Genomic DNA, 21,208 nt, shown 5'->3' on the forward strand with positions numbered 1-21,208 from the left:
TCACCGGTTGGCGGCGCGGCGGTACAGGATGAGCGAGGCGGGTATGCACACCGCCAGTATGACCAGTGCCGATCCCACCGAGTATCCGACCGCGTGGTCGGCGACCCATCCGGTGGCCTCGGGGAAGGTCGGCGGTGCCTCGTTGCCGAAGAGCTGCCGGGACGCGGTCGCCACTGCCGTCACCGGATTCCACTCGGCGATCGCACGCAGCGGACCCGGCAGGCTCTGGGCGGAGATGAACGCGCTCGACAGGAACGTGACCGGGAACATCCACAAGAACCCGATGCTCTGTGCGGCTTCGACATTCGGCGCGGCGAGACCGGTCACCGCACCCACCCACGCCATGGCGAGCGCGAACAGTCCGATGATGCCGAAGGCGAGGGCGGCGTCGCCGGCACTGCCCTGGACCCGCCAGCCGATGGCGAGCCCGCACGCGACCATCACCGCGAGGCCGACGACGCCCAGGAGCATGTCCGAGGTGACACGGCCGCTGATGACGCCCAACCGGGACATCGGTAGCGACCGCAGCCGGTCGACGATGCCGTCGGAGGTGTCGTTGGCCAGACCGACCGTGGTGAAGGCCGCGTTGAAGACGACGGTCTGCGTGAAGATGCCGGCCATCAGGAATTCCCGGTAGGAACCCCCGCCGAAGGTCGCGCCGAAGACGTAGGCGAACAGGAACACGAACATCAGCGGCTGGATGGTGGCACTGATCAGCAGGGTGGGAATTCGCTTGACGGTGAGCAGGTTTCGTTCGACCAGCACTGCGGTGTCAGTGAGCATGGAGTCGATCCGTTCGGGTCGTCGGGGCGTGGGAGAGATCGGGATCGGCGTCGGCCACCGTCGGGATGACGGTGGTCTCGGCATCGGCCGTGGCCGATGTTTCGCCGTGGTCACTGCCGCCATCGTTGTCCGGCGTGTCCCGCTCCGTGAGGGCCAGGAACACATCGTCGAGGGTCGGCGTCGCGACGGTGGCGTCGACGACGACGATTCCGACGGCGTCGAGCGCCCGGACGGCGGCGACCGCGCTGCGGCTCCCGTCGCTGACCGGCAGGGACCACCGTGAGTTGTCGGTGTGTGCCGGGTCGGGGCGATCCGACTCGTCGAGTCGTTCGGGCATGCCGAGTCCGACCTCGGCGAGGGTCGTGGCGACCAGCTCGTCGTGAGCGGTCCCGTCCGAACGCACCTCGATGGTGAGGATCGACGCACCGGTGGAGGCCTTGAGGTCGGCGGCACTGCCCTGGGCCCGGATCGTCCCGTGGTCGATGACGGTGATCTCGTCGGCCAGGGCGTCGGCCTCTTCCAGGTACTGCGTCGTGAGCAGGACCGTCGCGCCGTTCGCGACCTGTTCGGTGATGACCTCCCACATCTGGCGTCGCCCACGGGGATCCAGCCCGGTCGTCGGTTCGTCGAGGATGACCAGGGACGGTCGGTTGATCAGGGCGCCGGCGAGATCGAGCCGCCGGCGCATGCCGCCGGAGTAGGTACGCATCGGGCGGTCCGCGGCGTCCTGCAGGGCGAGGTCGGCGATCAGTTCGCGCGCCCGTGCCGAGGCCTCGCCCCGGGAGAGGCCGTACAGCTGACCGACCATCCGCAGGTTCTCGAAACCGGTCAGGTTACCGTCGACGGCGGCGTACTGCCCGGACACGCCGATGATCTTGCGGGCTGCGCCGGGCTCGGCGAGCGCGTCGACACCGTCGACCACGACGCTGCCCTCGTCGGGCTTCATCRGCGTCGCCACCGCGCGGACGGTGGTGGTCTTGCCGGCTCCGTTGGGGCCGAGCAGCGCGTGCACGGTGCCGGCGGGCACGGTCAGGTCCAGGCCGTTGAGGGCATGGACGCGGCGACCCCGGCCGAACAGCCCGGTGCGGAACGTCTTTCGCAGSCCGCGCAGCTCGAGGGCGTTGCGGGCGGGGGAGACGCCATCGGTGGACGTCTCGCCGGGAGTCGTGACCGGACCGGACGGCGACGCCGTGGTCCCCGGAGTGGTTTCGGCCGACGTGGTGTCAGCCATACTGTGCCGCCCCATGTGTGACCTCCCTTTCACTGTTCTGCGAACGTTCCATCGCGCGGATCAGGCTGGCGGGCCGCATGTCTCGCCAGTTCTCCTCGACGTACTCGAGGCACTCGTCGTGAGCCGACGGACCGAACACGACGGTCCAACCGTCGGGGACGGGGGCGAAGTCCGGCCACAAGGAATGCTGGTTCTCGTGATTGACGAGGACGCGGAAGGTCCCCTCGGTGTCGTCGAACGGGTTCGTCATGATTCCTCCTCCTGTGCTGCGATTCCCGGTGTGCCCGGGTCTGATTCGATCGGGCCTGATTCGATTGCGGTCAGCCACTCGGAGACGTTCTCCGGCAGCAACATGCGTGCGTGGGTGCTGGTCGCCTGGACCTCGACGACGCGACCGGTGACCTTGCTGCGCCAGTCGGCGACCGCCGGCGGGCCGTCGTGCGCGTCCACGGTCGCGGTGACGAAGGTGAGGTCGCCGTCGAAGACCCGGGGTCGCCAGTTCCGGGCGAGTGGGGACGCGTGGCGGAACACCTCGTGCACGGTCGTGAGCGTCTCCTCGGACAAGCCGCCGAGCGCGCCGCCCGCCGCGGAGATGACGCGGAACGCGTCCGCGACCGAGGGCTCGGTGCCCTCCTCGCCACCGTCGGGGACGTCGAGTCCGAACTCGCGCATGAGTTCTGCGATCGACGCCTCGGTGTCGAGGTCGGGCCGTTCGGCGACGACGTAACTGTCGAGCACGACGAGTTGCTCGACGGTTTCGCCGGCCTCCTGGAGTTGCACGGCCATCTCGTGGGCGATCAACCCGCCCAGCGACCACCCGAGCAGGTGGTACGGCCCCTCCGGTGACACCGTGCGCAGCTTTGCCACGTACACCTGGGCGAGGTCGGCGATCGTCTGCGGGCACGGATCACCGGCGAACGCCGGGTGCTGTAGGCCGTAGACCGCGCGGTCGGCAGGCAGGTGGGGCAGCAGGGAGGTGAAGCTCCAGGACAGTCCGATCGCCGGGTGGACCACGAAGAGCGGTGCGGGAGCATCGCTTCCGGCGTCGCTGCTGGTGCGGCGCAACGGCAGGAGGGTGTCGAGACCGGAGGCCGACGGTCCGGTGTCCCCGTCGGAGTGCGCCCCTCCGTCGAGCAGCTCGGCGAGTTCGGCGGGACTCGGGGCCCCGAACAGCGACTGCGCCGCCAGGTGCTGTCCGGTGAGCTCGCTCAGCTTGCCGGTCACGGCGGTGGCCATCAGGGAGTTGCCACCCAGGTCGAAGAATCCGTCGTCGGCACCGATGGCATCGAGGTCGACCTCGAGCACCTCCGCGAAGACGCGGGCGATGGTCGTCTCGGTCCCGGGGGCCGGCGCTCGGCCCGAGGCGGAGACGGCCGGGGTCGGCAGCGCCGCGCGGTCGAGTTTGCCGGTGGGGGTCAGCGGAATGTTCTCGAGCACGGAGACGGACACCGGCACCATGTGCCGCGGCAGCCGTCGTCCCACCCGGCGCCGCAGGTCGGCGGGATCGGGTTCGTGCCCGCGCGTCGCTGTCACGTAGCTGCGCAGGATCGCCTGGGCCCCGGTGCCGTTGACGAGTGTCACGGCGAAGTCGACGTCGGGTTCGGCGGCGAGCGCGTCGTCGATCTCACCCAGTTCGATGCGGAATCCGCGGACCTGCACCTGGGAATCGCTGCGGCCGACGTAGAGGAGCTGCCCGTCGCCGGTCCAGCGGACCAGGTCGCCGGTGCGGTACATCCGTTGGCCGGCGAACCTGGGCCCGGTGACCATCGGAGCCGGGACGAACCGGACCGCGGTGAGGCCGGGCCGACGGTGATAGCCGCGCGTGAGCTGCACGCCGGTCAGGTACAGGTCGCCGGTGACGCCGGGCGGCACCGGATGCAGCCGATCGTCGAGGACGAGCGCGCCGACGCCGTTGTTCGGCGTGCCGATCGTCAGCGGCGTGTTCGGGGTCAGCGACCGGCTGCCGGTCGTGATGATCGTCGTCTCGGTGGGTCCGTAGACGTTGATCATCGTGCGACCGGGCGACCAGCGCCGCACGAGGTCGGTTCCGTAGGCCTCGCCACCGACCGCGAGTGCGCGCAGTGACGGCACGGCGGCGGGGTCCATGCTGGCGACCGCGGCGGGGGTGATGAACGCATGCGTCGCCTGGCGCGCCCTGATCACGTCGCTGAGCGCAGTGCCGCCGTAGACGTGGGGTTCGACGATGGTCAGTGCCGACGAACCGGCCAGCGCGAGCAGCATCTCCAGCACGGAGGCGTCGAAACTCGGTGAGGCGAAGTGCAACACGCGGGACGTGGGTCCGGGGGTCATCCGTTCCGCGAGTTCGTCGTGCACCGCGCGCAACCCGCTGTGCGGGACCAGGACGCCCTTGGGCTTACCGGTCGATCCCGACGTGTAGATGATGTAGGCCAACTGATCCGGGCGGATCGTCGACGCCCGCTCGGCGTCGGTGATCGGCGCCGGCGAGGAGTGCTTCATGCGGGTCCGGGTCGACGCGGCGTCCAGGACGAGGGTCGGTACCTCGCTCCCGGCCGAGCTCTCCGCGATGCGTTCCCACGACGACGAGGTCGTCACGACCAGCTGCGCGCCGCTGTCGTCGAGCATGTGCGCGATGCGGTCGGCGGGATACTCGGGGTCGATGGGAACGTATGCGGCGCCGGCCTTCACGATCGCCCAGATCGCCACCAGGGAGTCGATGGAACGGCTGATCGCCATCGCGACCACAGGTTCGCGGGACGACCGGACGTCGGGACCCTCGGTCCCCGGCTCGTCGTCCGAGCGCGAGTAGGCCCCCACCCCGCGGCCCAGGAGGACCCGGGCCAGCCGGTTCGAGCGGGCGTCGAGTTCGGCGTAGGTGAGCGTCTCGGGGCCCTCGCCGTCCGCGGTGGGCTGCCCGATCGCGGCGAGCCCGTCGGGGTGCCGCCGCACCGCATCGGCGATCAGCACGTCCAGCGTCGTCGGTGCGTTGCCGCGCGGTCCGAGAGCGGGGGTGCGCTCGGCCACCTCGAGGGGGTCGGTGATGCGGATGTCGCCGATCGCGCGGCCGGGGTCGCCGAGCATGCCGCGCAACACGCGCATGAGCCGCGTTCCCAGCATCTGGGCGTCGTCGTGGCCGTATCGCGCCGCGTCGTAGGTGATCTGGACCGCGGCGTCGGTGTCGGAGTCGGTCGCGCCCAGGCCGGTGACGGTGAACTGCAGGTCGAACTTGGCTGCGAGGGAGTCGAATTCGGCCACCTCGGCCATCAGGTCGTCGTCCATCGGAACGGCGGTCCCGGCGAGGGAGTCCGCACCGCCCACCGGGGTCGGCGCGCCCCCGGCGAAGTCGTGCACCGACAACGCCACCTGGAAGAGCGGGTGTCGACCGTGCGCGCGTTCGGGATTGAGCGCGGTCACGATGTCGTCGAAGGGCACCCCCCGGTGATCGAGGGCGTCGATGTCGGTGTCGCGGGTCCGGCGGACGAGTGCGGCGACGGTCTCCGCGCTGCGCAGGTGGCTGCGCAGCGGCACCATGTTGACGAACATGCCGACCACGCCGCTGTAGTCGCGGTCGACGCCGGTCATACCGGTGCGGTTGTCGACCGGACTGCCGATGACCAGGTCATCGCCGACGCCCAGACGGTGCAGCAGGATCGCCAGTGCGGTGTGCAGGACGGAGAACGGCGTCGTCGACTGTTCGCGGGCAAAGGCGGTCAGGCCCGCCCGGGTGTGTGCCGGGAGCGGCAGACTCACCGACCGGGCACCCGAACCACGTCTGCCGCCGCCGACCGGTTCCACCGTGCTCTCGGCGGGCGCACCTGCCAGGTGATCGGTCCAGAATCCCAGCTCGTCGGTCGCCGCGGGCGCTGTCGCACTCTCGACGGCGTGGTCGCGGTAGTCGAGAGCGGCCGCCTCCCAGGTCTCGGCGCGGCCGGCGCGTCGTTCTCGGTAGGCCTGCGCCAGGTCACCGACGAGGGTCGGCAACGACGCGCCGTCGGCGGCGATGTGATGGACGACGAGCAGGAGGATGTGCGTCGCGGTCTCGCCACGCGCACCGGGGTCCGCGACGACCGTGGCACGCAGCGGCGCCTCGGTGGTCGGGTCGATGGGCGTCGATGCGAGGCGCGCGATCTCGCTCATCAGCGCGTCGGGGTCCGCGGGGACGACGGGGGTCAGCGAGCCGACGACGGCCGCGGGATCGTCGAGCACCCGGCCCGTCGGTGTCCCGTCGACCGCCTCGAAGACGGTCCGCAGGCTGGTGTGCCGGGCGACGACATCGGTGAGTGCACCGCGGAGGGCCGCGAGATCGATGTCCCCGGTCAGTCGCAGGACGAAGGGCATCAGGTACTCGGTCGACGCGGGGTCGGCCGCCGCCAGCGACCACAGGCGGCGCTGGACCGGTGCGAGCGGGAATGTCTCCCGTCGGACCGGGCGACCCGACGACTCGTCGGACTCCGCGGTCGGCGCCCAGTCGGCCGGCAGGCTGATCAGGTCCGCGAGGGCTTCGGCGGTCGGGTGGTCGAAGACGTCCCGGACGCGGAGGCGGCCGTCGGCCGACACGCGGTTGATCCGACTGACCAGGGTGGTCGCCTGCAGCGAGGTGCCACCCAGCAGGAAGAAGTCGTCGGTGGCACCGATCTCCTCGCGGGCGAGGCCGAGCACGTCGGCGATGATGCCGACCAGCGCGGTCTCGGCATCACCGCGCGGTGCGCGACCGACGGACGACATGCTGCTCGACGACGGCTCCGGCAGTGCCCGATGGTCGAGCTTGCCGTTGCCGGTCAGCGGGATCTCGTCCAGCACGACGATCGCGGACGGGACCATGTGGCGCGGCAGGCGGCTGCGGACCGACTCCAACACCCCTGCGGTGTCCACTGTTTCCGGGGCGTCTGCGGACTCGGGGTCGCCGGCCGCCCCGGCGGAGCGCGTCACGTAACCGACCAGGGTGGCCGATGCGCTCTCGCCGCGGACGACGGTGGTGGCGAAGTCGATTCCGTCCACGGCCGCCAGTGCCGCACTCACCTCGTCGAGTTCGATGCGGAAACCGCGGACCTTCACCTGGTTGTCACTGCGACCGTGGTAGGTCAGCGCGCCGTCGGCGTCGCGATGCACGATGTCACCGGTGCGGTACATGACGGCGCCGTTTCCGTCGGGGGAGGCCACGAACCGGCCGGCGGTCAGACTGCGCCGCCCCAGGTAGCCCCGTGCCACTCCCGGCCCGCTGAGGTAGAGCTCGCCGGGGACGTGGTCGGGCAGCGGGCGCAACCGGTGGTCGAGGACGAGAGCGGTGCATTCGTGGACCGGCGTGCCGATGGTGATCGGCTCACCCGGGCGCAGCGGCGCCGACATCGTCGCGACGATGGTCGTCTCGGTCGGTCCGTAGGAGTTGATGTAGCGACGGCCGGTTCCCCAGCGCGCCACGAGTTCCGGAGTGCTGGCCTCGCCGCCCACACCGAGGGTCCGAAGGTGGGGGAGCGGATGGGGTGCCGCGGCGGCGAGGGCCGACGGCGTGATGAACGCGTGGGTGACCTCGCGCTCGTCGAGGAACTCGACGAGTTCGTCGCCGCCGTAGATCGTCGTCGGTGCCACCACCATCGTCGCGCCGGACTCGACAGCGAGGAGGAACTCCAGCATCGATGCGTCGAACGAGGGGGAGGCGAACAGCAGGGTGCGATCGCCGGGACCGACCTCGTACCGCTCCCGCTGGGTCTGGGCGAACGCGGCCAGGCCGCGATGAGAAACGCTGACGCCCTTCGGTTTTCCGGTGGAGCCGGAGGTGTAGACGATGTAGGCGATCGAATCCGGGTGCCGGGCCGGGGGCCGGAAGCCCGCGCGCTCTCCGGTGCGCAGATCCTCCGGGGTCAGCCACCAGATGTCGTGCGGCACATCGCGACGGTGGTCGGCGCTGCTGATGCCGAGGATGGCGCCCGAATCGGCGATCATGTGGGCGATCCGCTCGGCCGGGTAACGCATGTCGACCGGCAGCGCGGCCGCGCCCGCCTTCGTCACGGCCCACGTGGCGACCACCGACTCCAGGCTGCGATCGACGGCGATCGCGACCACGTCCTCGGTGCCGACCCCGAGTTCGCGCAGCGTGAGTGCCCAGCGCGCGGAGATCCGATCGATCTCGGCGTAGGTGAGCGTGCGGTCTCCGTCCTCGACCGCCACGCGATCGGAGTGGTCGATGACGGTGTCGGCGAGGATGTCGGCAAGATGCCTCGGCTCGATCGAGCGGTGGTTGCGCACAGCCGAATCGACGGTGTCCACCAGCTCGGCCGTCCCGGTGAGGTCGTCGAGAGGTGTCGACGGATCCGCGGCGACCTCGCGTGCGAGATCGACGAACATCCGGGCCAGTTCGCTGACGCGGTCATGCGTGTGGACATCGGTCGCATAAGTGAACCGCGCGCGCCCGTCGCGGATTCGCAGTTCGAGGTCGAACCGGGCGGCCCCGGTCTCGATCTCCTCGGCGACGACCTGCAGGCCGGGCAGATCCACCCTGGTGTGGTCCGGTTCGAGGGTGTCAGAGACCCCGGCGTCGAACGCCAGCGCGATCTGGAATATCGGATGCCGGTCCGTGCGAGGCGGATTGAGCATCGAGACGATCTGCTCGAACGGCATGTCGGCGCCCGCCAGCGCGTCCAGATCGCGGCTGCGGACGGAGTCGAGCAGGGCCGCGAACCCCTGGCTCCCGTCGACCGGGGTCCGGAGGACGACCGAGTTCACGAACATGCCGACGATGTCGGCGAGCCGGGGATCGGCGCGTCCGGCGACGGGGGTGCCGATCACGATGTCCGACGCCGAACCGGCGACATGAACCTGCGGGTCGGCGTTCAGCCGGTGCAGCAGCGCGGCGAACACCGCATGCACGCACATGAATTCGGTCGCCCGGCCGCCGCCCAGTGCGGACAGGCGGCTGCGCAGTTCGGCGTCGAAGTCGACCTCGACCACGCCCGCGGTGCGGGCGGACCCGCTCGGCGCGTCGGGCACGAGGATCGGACCGACATCGATCCCGTCCAGGTCCTGTCGCCACCGGTCGGCCAGATCGGTCCGGGTCTCGAGGTGATCGGCCTGCCAGCGCAGGTAGTCGCGATAGTCCAGGGCCGGCGGAGTGGCGGTGACCGCGGCTTCGGTACCGTTCTCGGCCGCCGTCCGCAGTTCGGCGTAGGCGGTGGTGATGTCGCGGTGCAGCGGCACCATGGACCAACCGTCGGCCGCGATGTGGTGGATGACGAGGGTCAGCTTGTGATGCGCGGTGTCACTGTCGATCCGGTGCAGTGCGACGCGCAGCGGTACGTCGACGGTCAGGTCGAACGGGCGACGCGCCAGCGCCTGCGCCTGGGACGGCCACTCCGCCGAAGTCGTCTCGACGACGGTGAGTTCGGTCTGCACCTCGTCGGTGGGACGTACGTCCAGGTCGGGGCGCCCGTCGTGCTCGGGATAGACGGTGCGCAGCATCTCGTGTCGGTCGACGGCGTATCGGAGCGCGCCGGAGAGGGCGTCCACGTCGAGATCGCCACGGAGATCCAGCGCGAAGGCGATGGCGTAATCGGCTGTCGACGAACCGTTGTCGTTGTCGGCTCGACCCGGATCGGCCTCGGCACCGCCCGCGAGCTGGTTGAGGAACCAGAGCTGCTGCTGCGCGGGTCCCGGTCGCGCCGGGCTGTCCGGATCGTGCCGGAGGTCGGCGAGCGTCCGCGCCTCGACGAGGGCGGTGTCACCCTCGTCGGCGCCGCCGAGCCGGGCGATGCCGGCGACGGTCGAGTGGTCGAAGACCTCGCGGACGGGGATTCGTCGCCCGGTGAGACTCTCGAGTGCGCCGACGATCTGGGTCGCCAGCAACGAGTTGCCGCCGAGGTCGAAGAAGTCATGATCGCGGCCGATGGTGCCGGGCTCCAGCTCGAGACGCTCGGCGATCAGATCGGCGACTGCCTGCTCCAGGGGGTTGCGCGGCGCGACGAACGCCACGTCGCCGTCCACCGATCCCGGCTCCGGCGCGGGCAATGCCCGGAGGTCGACCTTGCCGATCGGGGTCGTGGGGATCTCGTCAAGCTCGATGATCGTCGACGGGATCATGTGCCGGGGCAGGCGCTGCGCCAATCGGTCTCGCACCGCGGCGGCCTGCCCGTGGGCGCCCGCGGTCACGGTCACGTAGGACACGAGATGGGCGCGGTCGCCCTCGCCATGCGTGGTGGTGACCGCCGCCCGCACCGACTCGTCGGCGACCAGGGCGGCGTCGATCTCACCGAGTTCGATGCGATGCCCGCGGATCTTGGTCTGATGGTCGGCCCGCCCGCGGAACTCGAGTTCGTGATCGGAGGTCCACCGGACGAGGTCGCCGGTTCGGTACATGCGCTCGCCGGGATCGCCATAGGGGTTGGCGATGAAGCGTTTGGATGTCAGCGGTCGGACGCCGTGGTACCCGCGGGCGAGATGCTCACCGGCGATGTACAACTCGCCGATCGCGCCGGGGGCGACCGGACGCAGGCGCTCGTCCAGGACCAGCGCGGAAATGCCGCGGATGGGCCGGCCGATGGTCAGCGTCGTGTAGTCGGGGCTGATCGGCGCCGACACCGCGGCCACCACGGTGGTCTCGGTGGGACCGTAGGCGTTGAACAGCTTCGGGCCGGTCGACCAGGTGCGGACCACCTCGGAGTTCGGGTGCTCGCCGCCGATGACGAGAACCTCGAGATCGGGGACGTCGTCCGGCGTCATGGTGGTCAGTACCGACGGGGTGAGGAAGGCATGCGTGATCCGCGCATCGCGCATCAGCTCGGCGAGTTCGGTGCCGCCGACGATCCCCGGCGGCACGATGTGCATGGTCGACCCGGCGGAGATCGCCATCAGGATCTCGAGTATCGACGCATCGAAACTCGGCGACGCCATGTGCATCGTCCGACTGGTGGGCGTGATCCCGTACTGCGTGACCTGTTGCGCGCCGAAGTCGGCGAGTCCGCGGTGGCTGACGACGACGCCCTTGGGCGTGCCGGTGGTCCCCGATGTGTAGATCAGGTAGGCGGGCTGGTCGACGTCGAGGACGCCTCGTCGCTCCGAGTCCGCGATGGGCTCCGTTGATTCGGCTTCGACCCATTCGCGGATCGCGGGGTCGTCGAGGACGACTGTGCTCAGAGCGGGCCCGGCGCCGGGATCGGACGACCGATCGGTGACGAGCAGTCGTGCGCCCGAGTCGGTCAGCATGTGTTCGATGCGGCCGGACGGATACGCGGGATCGACGGGGAGCCAGGCGGCTCCGGTGCGGGCGATCGCCCACATCGCGACAATCCACTCGACACTGCGCGGAAGTGCCACGGCCACATGGTTCTCAGGTCCGGCGCCACCGTCGATGAGCGCCCGCGCCAGCTGGTTCGACGCCGCATCGAGTTCGCGGTAGGTCAGCGACCGGGTGCCGTCGGTGACCGCCACGCGGTGCGGCGAGGACTCCGCGGCCGCCGACAGCAGCCGGGTGAGGTGTTCGACCGGACGACGGCCTTCGCCGACTGCCGGGACGAGATCGAGACGCTCGTGCAGGTCGAGCACCGGCAGGTCGCCGATCGGGGCGCTCGGGTCCGCGGTCGCCGCCTCCAGCATGCGGACCAGGCGCGAACCCAGTCCGGCCACCGTGTCCCGGTCGAAGAGAGCGGTGGCGTAACCGATCTCGAGGGTGAGGCCGGCGGGCTCGCCGGTCGCCCCGCGCACCTCGGTGAACGTGAACTGCAGATCGAAGGTGGTGCGACCGGTGTCCACGCGGGATGCGGTCGCCGAGAGCCCGGCGAAGTCGAGCCGGATGGCGGAACGGTCCTCCAGGGCCATCGACACCTGGAAGTACGGGTGGACATTGCCCGAACGGGCCGGGTTCAGTTCGGTCACCAGCCGGTCGAACGGCATGTCGGCGTTGTCGAAGGCGTTCAGGTCGGTGTCCCGAACGCTTGCCACCAGGTCGGCGAACGGCAGGTCCTTGTCGACGACGGTGCGCAACGCCAGCGTGTTGACGAACATGCCCACGAGGTCGTCGAGGTCGGCGTCGCCGCGTCCGGACACCGGTGTGCCGATGATGACGTCCGAGGACTGCGCGAGAGAACGGAGCAGGAGCGCCACCGAGGCGTGGAGCACCATGAAGACCGTGGCGTCGGCCTCGATCGCGATGGTCCGGATCGCGCCGTAGGTGTCGGGGTCGATGGTCGAGGTCACCGACGATCCGGACCGGCCGGTCACCTCCGAATCCCGGCTTCGGGGACGGTCCAGGGGCAGCTCGGTCTCGCCCGGCGCCCCGTCGAGGGTGTCCCGCCAGAACTCGAGTTCGGTCGCGGCATGCGGACTCTCGTCGAGCCATGCGTGACGTGCGGCGCTGGTCTGCGAGTAGGAGACCGGCAGCTGCGTCCATTCGGGCTCGATGCCGTCGCGGCGGGCGCGGTAGGCCGTGGCCAGGTCGCCGGCGAGGGGAGCCAGCGACCAGCCGTCGGCCGCGATGTGATGGACGACCATCGTGAGTCGATGATCGTCGTCGGCGGTTCGGACGAGGCGCGCACGGACGGGGATCTCGGCGGCCAGATCGAAGGGGAGCGAGGCGAAGTCGCGGTCCGGGCACTGGGCGACGTCACCGGTCGCGAGGACCGGCAGGTCGACGTCGACCGCGTCCGGGTCGATCGCAGAGATGCATGCCACACCGTCGATCTCGGCGACGACGCTGCGCAGCGGCTCGTGACGGCGGACGACGTCGATCAGGGCCGTCCGGAGTGCGTCGGTGTCGAGTGCGCCGACGAAGCGGACGGTGAACGGCATGTTGTAGGTCGCCGAGGACGCGGAGTCCAACCGTGTCGCGAGCCACAGCCGATGCTGGGCCGGGGACAGCGGCACGGCTCCGGAGACGGTCCGCCCGGCGGTGTCGTCGGAGGGGACCGAGGCGGAGCCGACGGCCGGCTCATCGGTGTCGACGCCCAGGTCGGAGAGGGCCGCCACTAGGCCGACGAGGTCGTCGGCGTCGAACACCGTACGGATCCCGATCCGATGGCCGGTGGCGCGAGACAGCCGCGAGGCCATCCGTGTCGCCGACAGTGACGTCCCGCCGATCTCGAAGAAGTTGTCGCTCAGCGACACCGACGCCGGAGCCGTGGCGGGAGCCTCGTTCGCCACCTCGTCGGACATGCCGTCGCGCAGGTCGAGCACATCGGCGACGGTCGCCACGACGAAGCGCTCGAGCGCGGTACGCGCGGGGACGAACTCGCGGTGGGTCCGCAGGTCGGGCCGCGGCAGCGCACGGCGGTCGAGCTTGCCGTTGGCGGTGGTGGGCAGTGCGTCGAGGACCATGATCGCGGTGGGGATCATGTGATCCGGTAGCGCGGTTCGGAGTTCGGCTCGCAGGTCCTTGTCGGTGAGTCCGGTGCCGGTGACGTAACCGACGATCGTGGGCTCACCGGCGACCAGATCGTCCCGGATGACCACGCCGGCGGCGGTCACGCCGTCCAGCCGGCTGAGGGTCGACTCGATCTCGCCGAGTTCGACCCGCTGGCCGCGGATCTTGACCTGTGAGTCGGTGCGACCGAGGTATTCCAGCTCGCCGGCGGCGTTCTGACGGACGAGATCGCCGGTGCGGTAGAGCCGTTCGCCCGGCGCCGCAGGCGAGGCGACGAATCGCGATGCCGTCAGGTCCGCGCGCGACCGGTAGCCGCGGGCCAGCTGGACGCCGCCGAGATAGAGTTCGCCGATCGCGCCCGGCGGTTGCGGCCGCAGGCGGTGGTCGAGCACGTGGACACCGGTGTTCCACACCGGCGAGCCGATCGGGATCACCGGGACGTCGGCGCGGCAGTGGTCGTGGTGGGTGACGTCGATCGCGGCCTCGGTGGGGCCGTAGAGGTTGTGGATCGGAGCGGACGTCAGCATCGCGGCGGCACCGACCGTCGCGGGAGTCAGAGCCTCACCGCTGGTGAAGATGCGGCGCAGGCTCGTCAGCTCCGATGCATCGTCGGCGTCGAGTGCCGCGGTGAAGGCGGCGAGCATCGAGGGCACGAAATGCAGTGTCGTGACGCGGTGTTCGGCGATCACGTCACGCAGATACCAGGGGTCGCGATGACCGTCGGCAGTCGGTACGACCAGTGCCGCGCCGGTGGTGAACGGCCAGAAGAACTCCCAGACCGACACGTCGAAGGTGGACGGGGTCTTCTGCAGCACCCGGTCGTCCGGTGCGAGCTCGTAGCGGGCCTGCATCCACGCGAGGCGGTTGACGATGGCGCGGTGGGTGATGACCACGCCCTTCGGCTTGCCGGTGGAACCGGAGGTGAACAGCACGTACGCGGCCGTGTCGGGGCCCGGGGGCGTTGTCGCCGCGGCCACCCCTTTGTCGGCACGCAGTTCGGCCAGCACCGTGTCGGTGATGACGAGGTCGGGGGCGGCCACCTCGAGGATGTGCCCGAGCCGGTCGGCCGGCTCGGCCGGGTCGATCGGCAGGAATGCGCCGCCGGCACGGATCACCGCGTGCAGCGCCAGGATCTGGTCCGTGCTGCGGGGCAGCTGAACGCCGACGACGCTCTCCGGACCGATCCCGCGCCGGGTGAGTGCCGCCGCGAGCTGCGTTGCCGCGTCGGTGAATTCGCGATGGGTGAGCGAACGCCCGTCCCGCGCGTCGGTGAGCGCGGTCTCGTCGGGGTGGGCCCGGGCCGCGTCGTCGAGCAGGTCGACGAGGGTGGTGGCGCCGTGGTCGACCCGCTCCCCGGTCATGCGCTCGGGCAGCGCTTCGCGTTCGGCATCGGTCAGGAGGTGCAGGTCCGACATCCTCGTGTCGCCGGGCGCACCGACGAAGGCGGTCACGAAGTCGACGAGACGACGGTGGTGGGTGGTGATGTCGTCGTCCGGGTAGATGTTCGGATTCGCCTCGAGGTCCAGGGTCATCCCGCCGTCGAGGCTGTCGTACACGTTGACCGACAGGTCCTCGATCGGTCCGGTGGACAGGACGTGCAATTCGCCCTTGAGCGGGCCGAAGTCGATGTGCTGGAAGAACAGCATGACGTTGACGAGCGGGCCGAAGAAGCCACGCCGCGCCCCCGCTGCCCCGAGGATCTGGGAGGTGATGTCCTCGTGCCGGAACTTCTGGTGCCGGACGGCGGCCTTGATCTCCGCGTTGACCGATTTCAGGAGATCGGTCACGGTGGCGGAATCGTCGTGGAGCGCGATACGCAACGGGACGACGTTGGAGGTCAGACCCGCCGAGGTGCGCAGGACGTCGCGGTCGCGGGCCGCGACCGGCAGGCTCAGCATGGCCTCGTCGCGGTCGGTGTAGCGCGCGACGTAGGCGGCCACCGCAGCGGTGATGACCGACGCCGGCCGGACCCGGTGGCTGTGTCCGAGCTCGCGGATCCGGGCGACGAGGGTGTCGTCGAGGACCGCCGATCGGACGACCGACAACGGCGCGGCCGGAGCGGAAAGGCTGGTGAGAGTGGTCATCTCGGGCATATCGGCCAGATGGGACGCCCAGTGCTCGCGGTCCTCGGCGAACTTGGCGGAGGCACGGTACTCGCGGTCGAACTCGGCGATGTCGACCATCGACGCGGTGTCCGCGATCGGCGGCGGCGTTCCGTTCACGATCGCCGTGTAATGCGAGGCGACACGAAGCATCATGTACATCGCGGCATAGCCGTCGAAGCCGATGTGGTGACCGTGGCAATACCAGATCGAGTGTCCGGGACCCACTTTGAGCAGGTGTGTCTCGAGGATGTTGTCGGCGAAGACGTCTGAGCTGGCACTGCGCCGGCGGTCGATCCAGGCCAGTGCGGCCGCGCGCGGGTCCTCGGCGTCAGAGAAGTCCTGTCGACCCAGCACCACGTGCTGCGACCGATCGAGAACCATCATCGGTTCGCCGTCGTCGGTCGGGATCAGCCGCAGCAGCGGGGCCTCGGTCTCACTCTCGGTGAGGGTGACAGCACGCTGCATGATGTCCGGATCGACGTCGACGAGTGGGTCGTCACCGCTCTCGCCCTGCGGACCCGATGTGTCGCCGCGGAATTCGACGAACGCGTCGATGGTCATCGGCACGTCCGGCTCGAGCTGCTGGGCGTAGAAGATGCCGCGCTGAGCGGCGGTCATCGGGATCGTCAGGTCGGTGTCGATGTCGGTAGCAACGGTGTTCCGGACCGCGTCGTCTGTGGTCACGCGTGCCTCCCCTGTGAGTGCGTGCCCGCACGGCAGCGTCGAACCCGGCTCGGACTGGGGGATTCGAACTCCGGTCATCGCTCACGGGGCTGGTGGCCCCGAGTCGAGGACTTGCCGTCAGGCCGCGGTTGTCGGACTGAACTGCGGAGCCCGGGGAGCATGGTGACCGTTCGGCTCACGATCGGCAGCCGAGAATTACCCCCGGCGCTGACACGCCCCCCGTGTTTCGCTCCCTTCCGGCTCGCACTGATCGCTCGCCGGACGGGCTTGTGTCTGGTCGATCTCGTGTCATGGGTGCTTCGCGTGGCGGTGCACCCCAGATGGGTCAGTGCGCGGAAAACTTTGCCGGCCCGGCGTCATCCGAAACCCCCGCGCGGTCGCCGGGACCATCGATTTGGCCGGGACCTGGGCATTCCCCTACACTTGTGGGGTTGCCTGCGGCACCGCTGTGTCGCGAATCGGCTCACGAACCCACTGGGGCGGACGGCCCGGGTGTCACAACCTGGTCAAAACCCCAGGCAGGCGTGTGTTCGATGGCAACAGACCGTGTGCGTCGGGTCGGAAATCCGCCGTACATAAGAAGCCAGGTCAAGGAGACTAACGAGTGATTCAGCAGGAATCCCGCCTGCGAGTCGCCGACAACACCGGTGCCAAGGAGATCTTGTGCATCCGCGTGCTCGGCGGTTCCTCGCGGCGCTACGCCGGCATTGGCGACGTCATCGTCGCCACTGTCAAGGACGCCATCCCGGGCGGCAACGTCAAGAAGGGTGAGGTCGTCAAGGCCGTCATCGTGCGCACCACCAAGGAGTCCCGTCGTGCGGACGGAAGCTACATCCGCTTCGACGAGAACGCCGCCGTCATCCTCAAGGGTGAGAGCGACCCCCGCGGAACCCGCATCTTCGGCCCGGTCGGCCGCGAGCTGCGTGAGAAGAAGTTCATGAAGATCGTGTCGCTGGCACCGGAGGTGATCTGACATGAAGATCCACAAGGGCGACACCGTGATCGTCATCTCGGGCAAGGACAAGGGCGCCAAGGGCAAGGTCATCCAGGCCTTCCCGAAGACCCAGCGTGTCCTCGTCGAGGGCGTCAACCGAATCAAGAAGCACACCGCCGCGTCGGCCAACGAGCGCGGTGCCTCCTCCGGCGGCATCGTGACCCAGGAAGCCTCGATCCACGTCTCGAACGTGATGGTCGTGGACTCCGACGGCAACCCGACTCGCGTCGGCTACCGCGTCGACGAGGAAACGGGCAAGAAGGTCCGGATCTCGCGCAAGAGCGGGAAGGACATCTGACATGACCTCTACTGAACCCAAGATCCAGCCGCGCCTGAAGACTCGCTACCGCGAGGAGATCAAGGACACGCTGAACAAAGAGTTCGAATACCCCAACGTGATGCTAATCCCGGGCGTCGTGAAGGTCGTCGTGAACATGGGCGTCGGCGACGCCGCCCGTGACGCGAAGCTAATCAACGGCGCCGTCGAGGATCTGGCCAAGATCACCGGCCAGAAGCCGGAGATCCGTCGCGCTCGCAAGTCCATCGCACAGTTCAAGCTGCGCGAGGGCATGCCGATCGGTGCGCGCGTCACCCTCCGTGGCGACCGCATGTGGGAGTTCCTGGACCGTCTCGTGTCCATCGCTCTCCCGCGTATCCGCGACTTCCGCGGCCTGTCGGACCGTCAGTTCGACGGCAACGGCAACTACACGTTCGGCCTGAACGAGCAGTCGATGTTCCACGAGATCAACATCGACAACATCGACCGGCCCCGCGGTATGGACATCACCGTCGTGACGTCGGCCACCACGGACGACGAAGGCCGGGCGCTGCTGCGTGCCCTGGGCTTCCCGTTCAAGGACAACAACGTTAAGGACAACTGACATGGCAAAGAAGGCTCTGGTCAACAAGGCCAACAAGAAGCCCAAGTTCGCCGTGCGGGCCTACACCCGGTGCAACAAGTGCGGTCGCCCGCACTCGGTGTTCCGCAAGTTCGGCCTGTGCCGAATCTGCCTGCGCGACATGGCACACGCCGGCGAGCTGCCGGGCGTGCAGAAGTCCAGCTGGTGACTCTCACCTCACGGATTTCGTAGCACGAATGCGCTCATGAAGCGCATTCGTGCTACCGATTCCCCAGCGGCCCCATCTCGCTTCGGCGAGGTGGGGCCGTTGTCGTGTCACTGCTGGGTGAGCCACTCGTCGATGAGGTCGGGGATGCTCTCGATCGACGCGGTAAGCGAACGCTGATAGATGCGGTTGACGATGGGGTCGGCCATCTTGCCGAACACCCCGCCGAAACCGGTCGAGGACGTGATCCGACACGTCACCCGGACGCCGTCGGAGGTCTCCTCCAAAGAGATGTGCGTGGTGAACGGGAACGGCGCTTCGACGGTTTGGAACTCCGTCTCCTTACAGGTGTCGACGCGGGTGAACTCTCCCCGCCAGTCCACCGTCCGACCGAGGACGGCCGTCTTACCCTTCCACTGAGAGCCGACGGCGAGTGGCCCATCGGACAGCGGAGTGACCTCGACGGTTCCCGGTAGGTAGGCGGTGGTGTGTTCGGGAGCGGACATGTACTCCCAGACGATGTCGAGTGGTTGCTGGACTGTGACGGATGCGCTGGATTCGGGCATGACGGAACCCTTGGTGTGCGAATGATTGTGGGTCGGCAGGGCCGGAGCCACGCCGCACACCGTCTCGGGGCGGGTGGTGATCACGGTCCGAACGAGATGCATCCGCCGGTCAGAGTACTCCCCGTCGGCCGCGAAGGCTACGTCCGAATTGTCCCCGATTCGTATGTCTAACAAAGACTTTCATGAACGTCGTCCTCATGGATTTCTCCGTCGGAGATCGATCGCTCGTGGGCTGATGCCGACATCGCACTCCTCGGATCGCGTCGTCGTCAGCGGGTGGCGGCCCATTCGTCGACGAGGCGCGGCAGCTTCTTCGCGTTCGCGGCGAGCGACCGCTGATACGCGCGGATCGCCAGCGCGTCGGCGAGCTTCCCGACCGCCCCGCCGACGCCGCCGTTGCGGATGCGATAGGTGAGTTCGACGCCGCGACCAACCTCCGCGAACGTGGCCGAGATGGCGAACTCGAGCGGTGATTCCGTGGAGGAGAACTCGGTGGCGGTGTGCGCATCCACCCGCGTGAACTCGCCGGTCCAGTCGACGGCGCGGCCGAGCCCCTTCATCTGGCCGCGCCAGACGGTCCCGACCGAGACCGGCCCGTCGGTGACGGTCTCGACGCCGATCACGCCGGGCGTCAGTGCCGCGACGTGCTCCGGGGTGAGGCAGTACTCCCACACCGTGGTGAGGGGTTGTCGGACGAGGACGGTCGCACTGGCTTCGGGCATGGCCTCGACGTTACCCGCCCGCCGGATTCGGTAGCCAAAGATGTTCTATGACATCGCTTTTCGCTACGAGACCCGGTGGGCCACCGCGCCCGAGGATCCCGCCCAGCACACCACCGGTGCCGAGCCCGGCCGCTGTGAGGCCCCACCTCCCACCAAGGAGGTGGGGCCTCACGCTTTTCGCCCGCACCACAGGCCGGGCGTGAACGCTATGGAGTTCTCAAAGGGCATGCGCGGTCCGACGGATCGGTGCGCGAAGGTGCCGAGCAGGGCGTCGCCCTCTCGGGATTCGGCTTCAGCAGTGTTGACGCCCGGGTCTTCTCGGGCCGCTCGCGTATGCGAGCCGGTCATCGATCACCGAGGTGGATCGATCAGGCTGCGGCCCGGTCATCGAGAGTCATGGTGCGGCGGTTGTACGCCGGGAGTGGCGTTCGCAGCCGGTCGATCGATGCGGGTGGGATCAACCAGGGGTGGCGGTCGGTGCCCATGACGATGTCCCATTCTCCGGCATGGATGTGGGCATGGCAGGACGCGCGGAGCAGGCACCCGTTGTCGAGGTCTGTGGGTCCGCCCCTGCTCCAGAACTCGATGTGGTGGACCTGGGTACGCCCGGCCGGCGCCCCGCATTTGATGCAGCCTTGATCGCGGATGATGATCGCTCGCCGCAGGTGCGCCGGAAACAGTCGCTTGCTGGTGCCCATCTGCAAGGGGACGTTGTCGCCGTCGATCACGACATCGGTGATCGTGGAGTCGCACGCCAGCAACCTCGCGGTGGTGAGACTGATAGAGCCCATCCACAACAGGCTCGCCTTGTCCGGAGCGGTCGCCGGCAGCAGCACGCTGACGTGGGTCTTCGGTGGTGTGGCGAGGCTGGTGTCGGCCACGGCCGCGGCATCGAGGATGAGTTCCAGGGCGTCCGAGTTTCGGGCGCCGGGCGTCCGAGAATCGTCGGATCCGTCGGGCTCCGGTCGCGGACTGTTCAGGGATTCGATTGCAGCGGTCAGCTTTTCGGCGATGACCGTGTCGAGGTCGCCACGTACGCGGAGCCTGCCGTCGCCGGTCGGTGTGAATGTGAACTCGTTGATGGTGCGGTCTTCGCCAGGCGGTAGCCCGCCGGTGATGGCCGCATACTCGTTGCCCAGTTCGCGGGCTCTCTTCGCGATCTGCGCAGGGGTGGCTCCGGACATCGCCTGGGCGATCAATGCCTGCTCGACTTCTGCTCGTTCCTCGATGCAGACACCCTCGGGTGCTCGACGCTCGACGTGCGCGATACCGGTGACGATGGCGTCGGCATGTTCGCCGGGGATGGCGCCGTCGGCGGTGTAGCCGGGTAGCTGCGTAAGCCGGGGGTGGCAATTGCCAATCCGTAACCAGCGGTGTGCGATTGTGGGGGCCGCGCCCATGGCGATCAAGAGGATGGATGTCTTGCCGGTCGATTCTCGGGCGACTCCGAGGCGGTCGAGAGTGGCGGCGCCGACGGCGGCATGGTGGTCCACGATGGCGCGGAGTTCGATCAGCAGGGTCATCGCGGTGTGCGCTTGACGAGCGGTTGGCTCTGCGCCACCAGGTGCGAGATCCCACAGCGACTCGCGAATCGCGGTCAGCACAGCAAGATAACCGTCACCGTCGAGGTGTTCGACACGTCCGGTTTCTGGGCTCGGCATGCTGGAGAGTGTTGTCATGACGGACCTTCCACATCACAGGACAGAACTGGAGGTAGGGCTTCTCGTCATCGTTG

11 protein-coding genes are annotated in these 21,208 nt (G+C 69.0%); 4 read left to right on the plus strand and 7 right to left on the minus strand.

Going from position 1 to position 21,208, the window contains the following annotated elements:
* From A9310_RS17885 to A9310_RS17900, 4 genes are read right to left on the minus strand one after another with little or no spacing between them, the layout of a single operon-like run.
* The gene (locus A9310_RS17885) at positions 1-783 is read right to left on the minus strand and encodes an ABC transporter permease (RefSeq protein WP_058252001.1); all 783 of its coding nucleotides are present in this window, start codon (positions 781-783) and stop codon (positions 1-3) included.
* Positions 773-2,014 carry an ABC transporter ATP-binding protein gene (locus A9310_RS17890; RefSeq protein ID WP_083207439.1) on the minus strand — a complete coding sequence of 414 codons (1,242 nt, stop codon included), beginning with the start codon at positions 2,012-2,014 and terminating at the stop codon, positions 773-775. The genes A9310_RS17885 and A9310_RS17890 overlap by 11 nt, the downstream gene beginning before the upstream one ends.
* Entirely contained in the window at positions 2,007-2,264 is a 258-nt protein-coding gene (locus A9310_RS17895) for an MbtH family protein (protein WP_065631803.1), read from the minus strand. The genes A9310_RS17890 and A9310_RS17895 overlap by 8 nt, the downstream gene beginning before the upstream one ends.
* A complete protein-coding gene (locus A9310_RS17900) occupies positions 2,261-16,126 on the minus strand; it encodes a non-ribosomal peptide synthetase (protein ID WP_065631888.1) in 13,866 nt (4,621 codons plus the stop codon). Before A9310_RS17900 ends, A9310_RS17895 begins: the two co-directional genes overlap by 4 nt.
* 604 nt (positions 16,127-16,730) lie before the next feature.
* Here A9310_RS17900 and rplN point away from each other — a divergent pair.
* From rplN to A9310_RS17920, 4 genes are read left to right on the plus strand one after another with little or no spacing between them, the layout of a single operon-like run.
* Complete coding sequence (rplN, locus tag A9310_RS17905; protein ID WP_065631804.1) at positions 16,731-17,099, plus strand: 50S ribosomal protein L14; 369 nt, start codon at positions 16,731-16,733, stop codon at positions 17,097-17,099.
* Between the two features lies 1 nt (position 17,100).
* On the plus strand, positions 17,101-17,418 hold the full coding sequence (gene rplX, locus A9310_RS17910) for a 50S ribosomal protein L24 (protein ID WP_065631805.1): 318 nt from the start codon (positions 17,101-17,103) through the stop codon (positions 17,416-17,418).
* A 1-nt stretch (position 17,419) separates the two neighbouring features.
* On the plus strand, positions 17,420-18,001 hold the full coding sequence (gene rplE / locus A9310_RS17915; RefSeq protein WP_055475154.1) for a 50S ribosomal protein L5: 582 nt from the start codon (positions 17,420-17,422) through the stop codon (positions 17,999-18,001).
* Position 18,002: 1 nt separating this feature from the next.
* A complete protein-coding gene (locus A9310_RS17920; protein ID WP_004019490.1) occupies positions 18,003-18,188 on the plus strand; it encodes a type Z 30S ribosomal protein S14 in 186 nt (61 codons plus the stop codon).
* A 107-nt stretch (positions 18,189-18,295) separates the two neighbouring features.
* Here the strand turns inward: A9310_RS17920 and A9310_RS17925 are convergent, their stop codons facing one another.
* The 3 genes from A9310_RS17925 to A9310_RS17935 form a co-directional block, all read right to left on the minus strand.
* A complete protein-coding gene (locus tag A9310_RS17925) occupies positions 18,296-18,853 on the minus strand; it encodes an SRPBCC family protein (protein WP_254661294.1) in 558 nt (185 codons plus the stop codon).
* A gap of 167 nt (positions 18,854-19,020) precedes the next feature.
* The gene (locus A9310_RS17930) at positions 19,021-19,473 is read right to left on the minus strand and encodes an SRPBCC family protein (RefSeq protein WP_065631806.1); all 453 of its coding nucleotides are present in this window, start codon (positions 19,471-19,473) and stop codon (positions 19,021-19,023) included.
* Between the two features lie 368 nt (positions 19,474-19,841).
* Positions 19,842-21,134 carry an HNH endonuclease signature motif containing protein gene (locus tag A9310_RS17935; RefSeq protein ID WP_083207440.1) on the minus strand — a complete coding sequence of 431 codons (1,293 nt, stop codon included), beginning with the start codon at positions 21,132-21,134 and terminating at the stop codon, positions 19,842-19,844.
* Between the last annotated feature and the right edge of the window lie 74 nt (positions 21,135-21,208).

Source organism: Gordonia sp. UCD-TK1 (assembly GCF_001691435.1).
Lineage (GTDB): Bacteria > Actinomycetota > Actinomycetes > Mycobacteriales > Mycobacteriaceae > Gordonia > Gordonia hongkongensis.

Bases quoted from the DNA above. Each gene is read 5' to 3' on its own strand.
- A9310_RS17885 (WP_058252001.1), bottom strand. From the start codon at position 783: ATGCTCACTGACACCGCAGTGCTGGTCGAACGAAACCTGCTCACCGTC.
- A9310_RS17895 (WP_065631803.1), bottom strand. From the start codon at position 2,264: ATGACGAACCCGTTCGACGACACCGAGGGGACCTTCCGCGTCCTCGTC.
- rplX (WP_065631805.1), top strand. From the start codon at position 17,101: ATGAAGATCCACAAGGGCGACACCGTGATCGTCATCTCGGGCAAGGAC.
- rplE (WP_055475154.1), top strand. From the start codon at position 17,420: ATGACCTCTACTGAACCCAAGATCCAGCCGCGCCTGAAGACTCGCTAC.
- A9310_RS17920 (WP_004019490.1), top strand. From the start codon at position 18,003: ATGGCAAAGAAGGCTCTGGTCAACAAGGCCAACAAGAAGCCCAAGTTC.
- A9310_RS17925 (WP_254661294.1), bottom strand. From the start codon at position 18,853: ATGCATCTCGTTCGGACCGTGATCACCACCCGCCCCGAGACGGTGTGC.
- A9310_RS17930 (WP_065631806.1), bottom strand. From the start codon at position 19,473: ATGCCCGAAGCCAGTGCGACCGTCCTCGTCCGACAACCCCTCACCACG.
- A9310_RS17935 (WP_083207440.1), bottom strand. From the start codon at position 21,134: ATGCCGAGCCCAGAAACCGGACGTGTCGAACACCTCGACGGTGACGGT.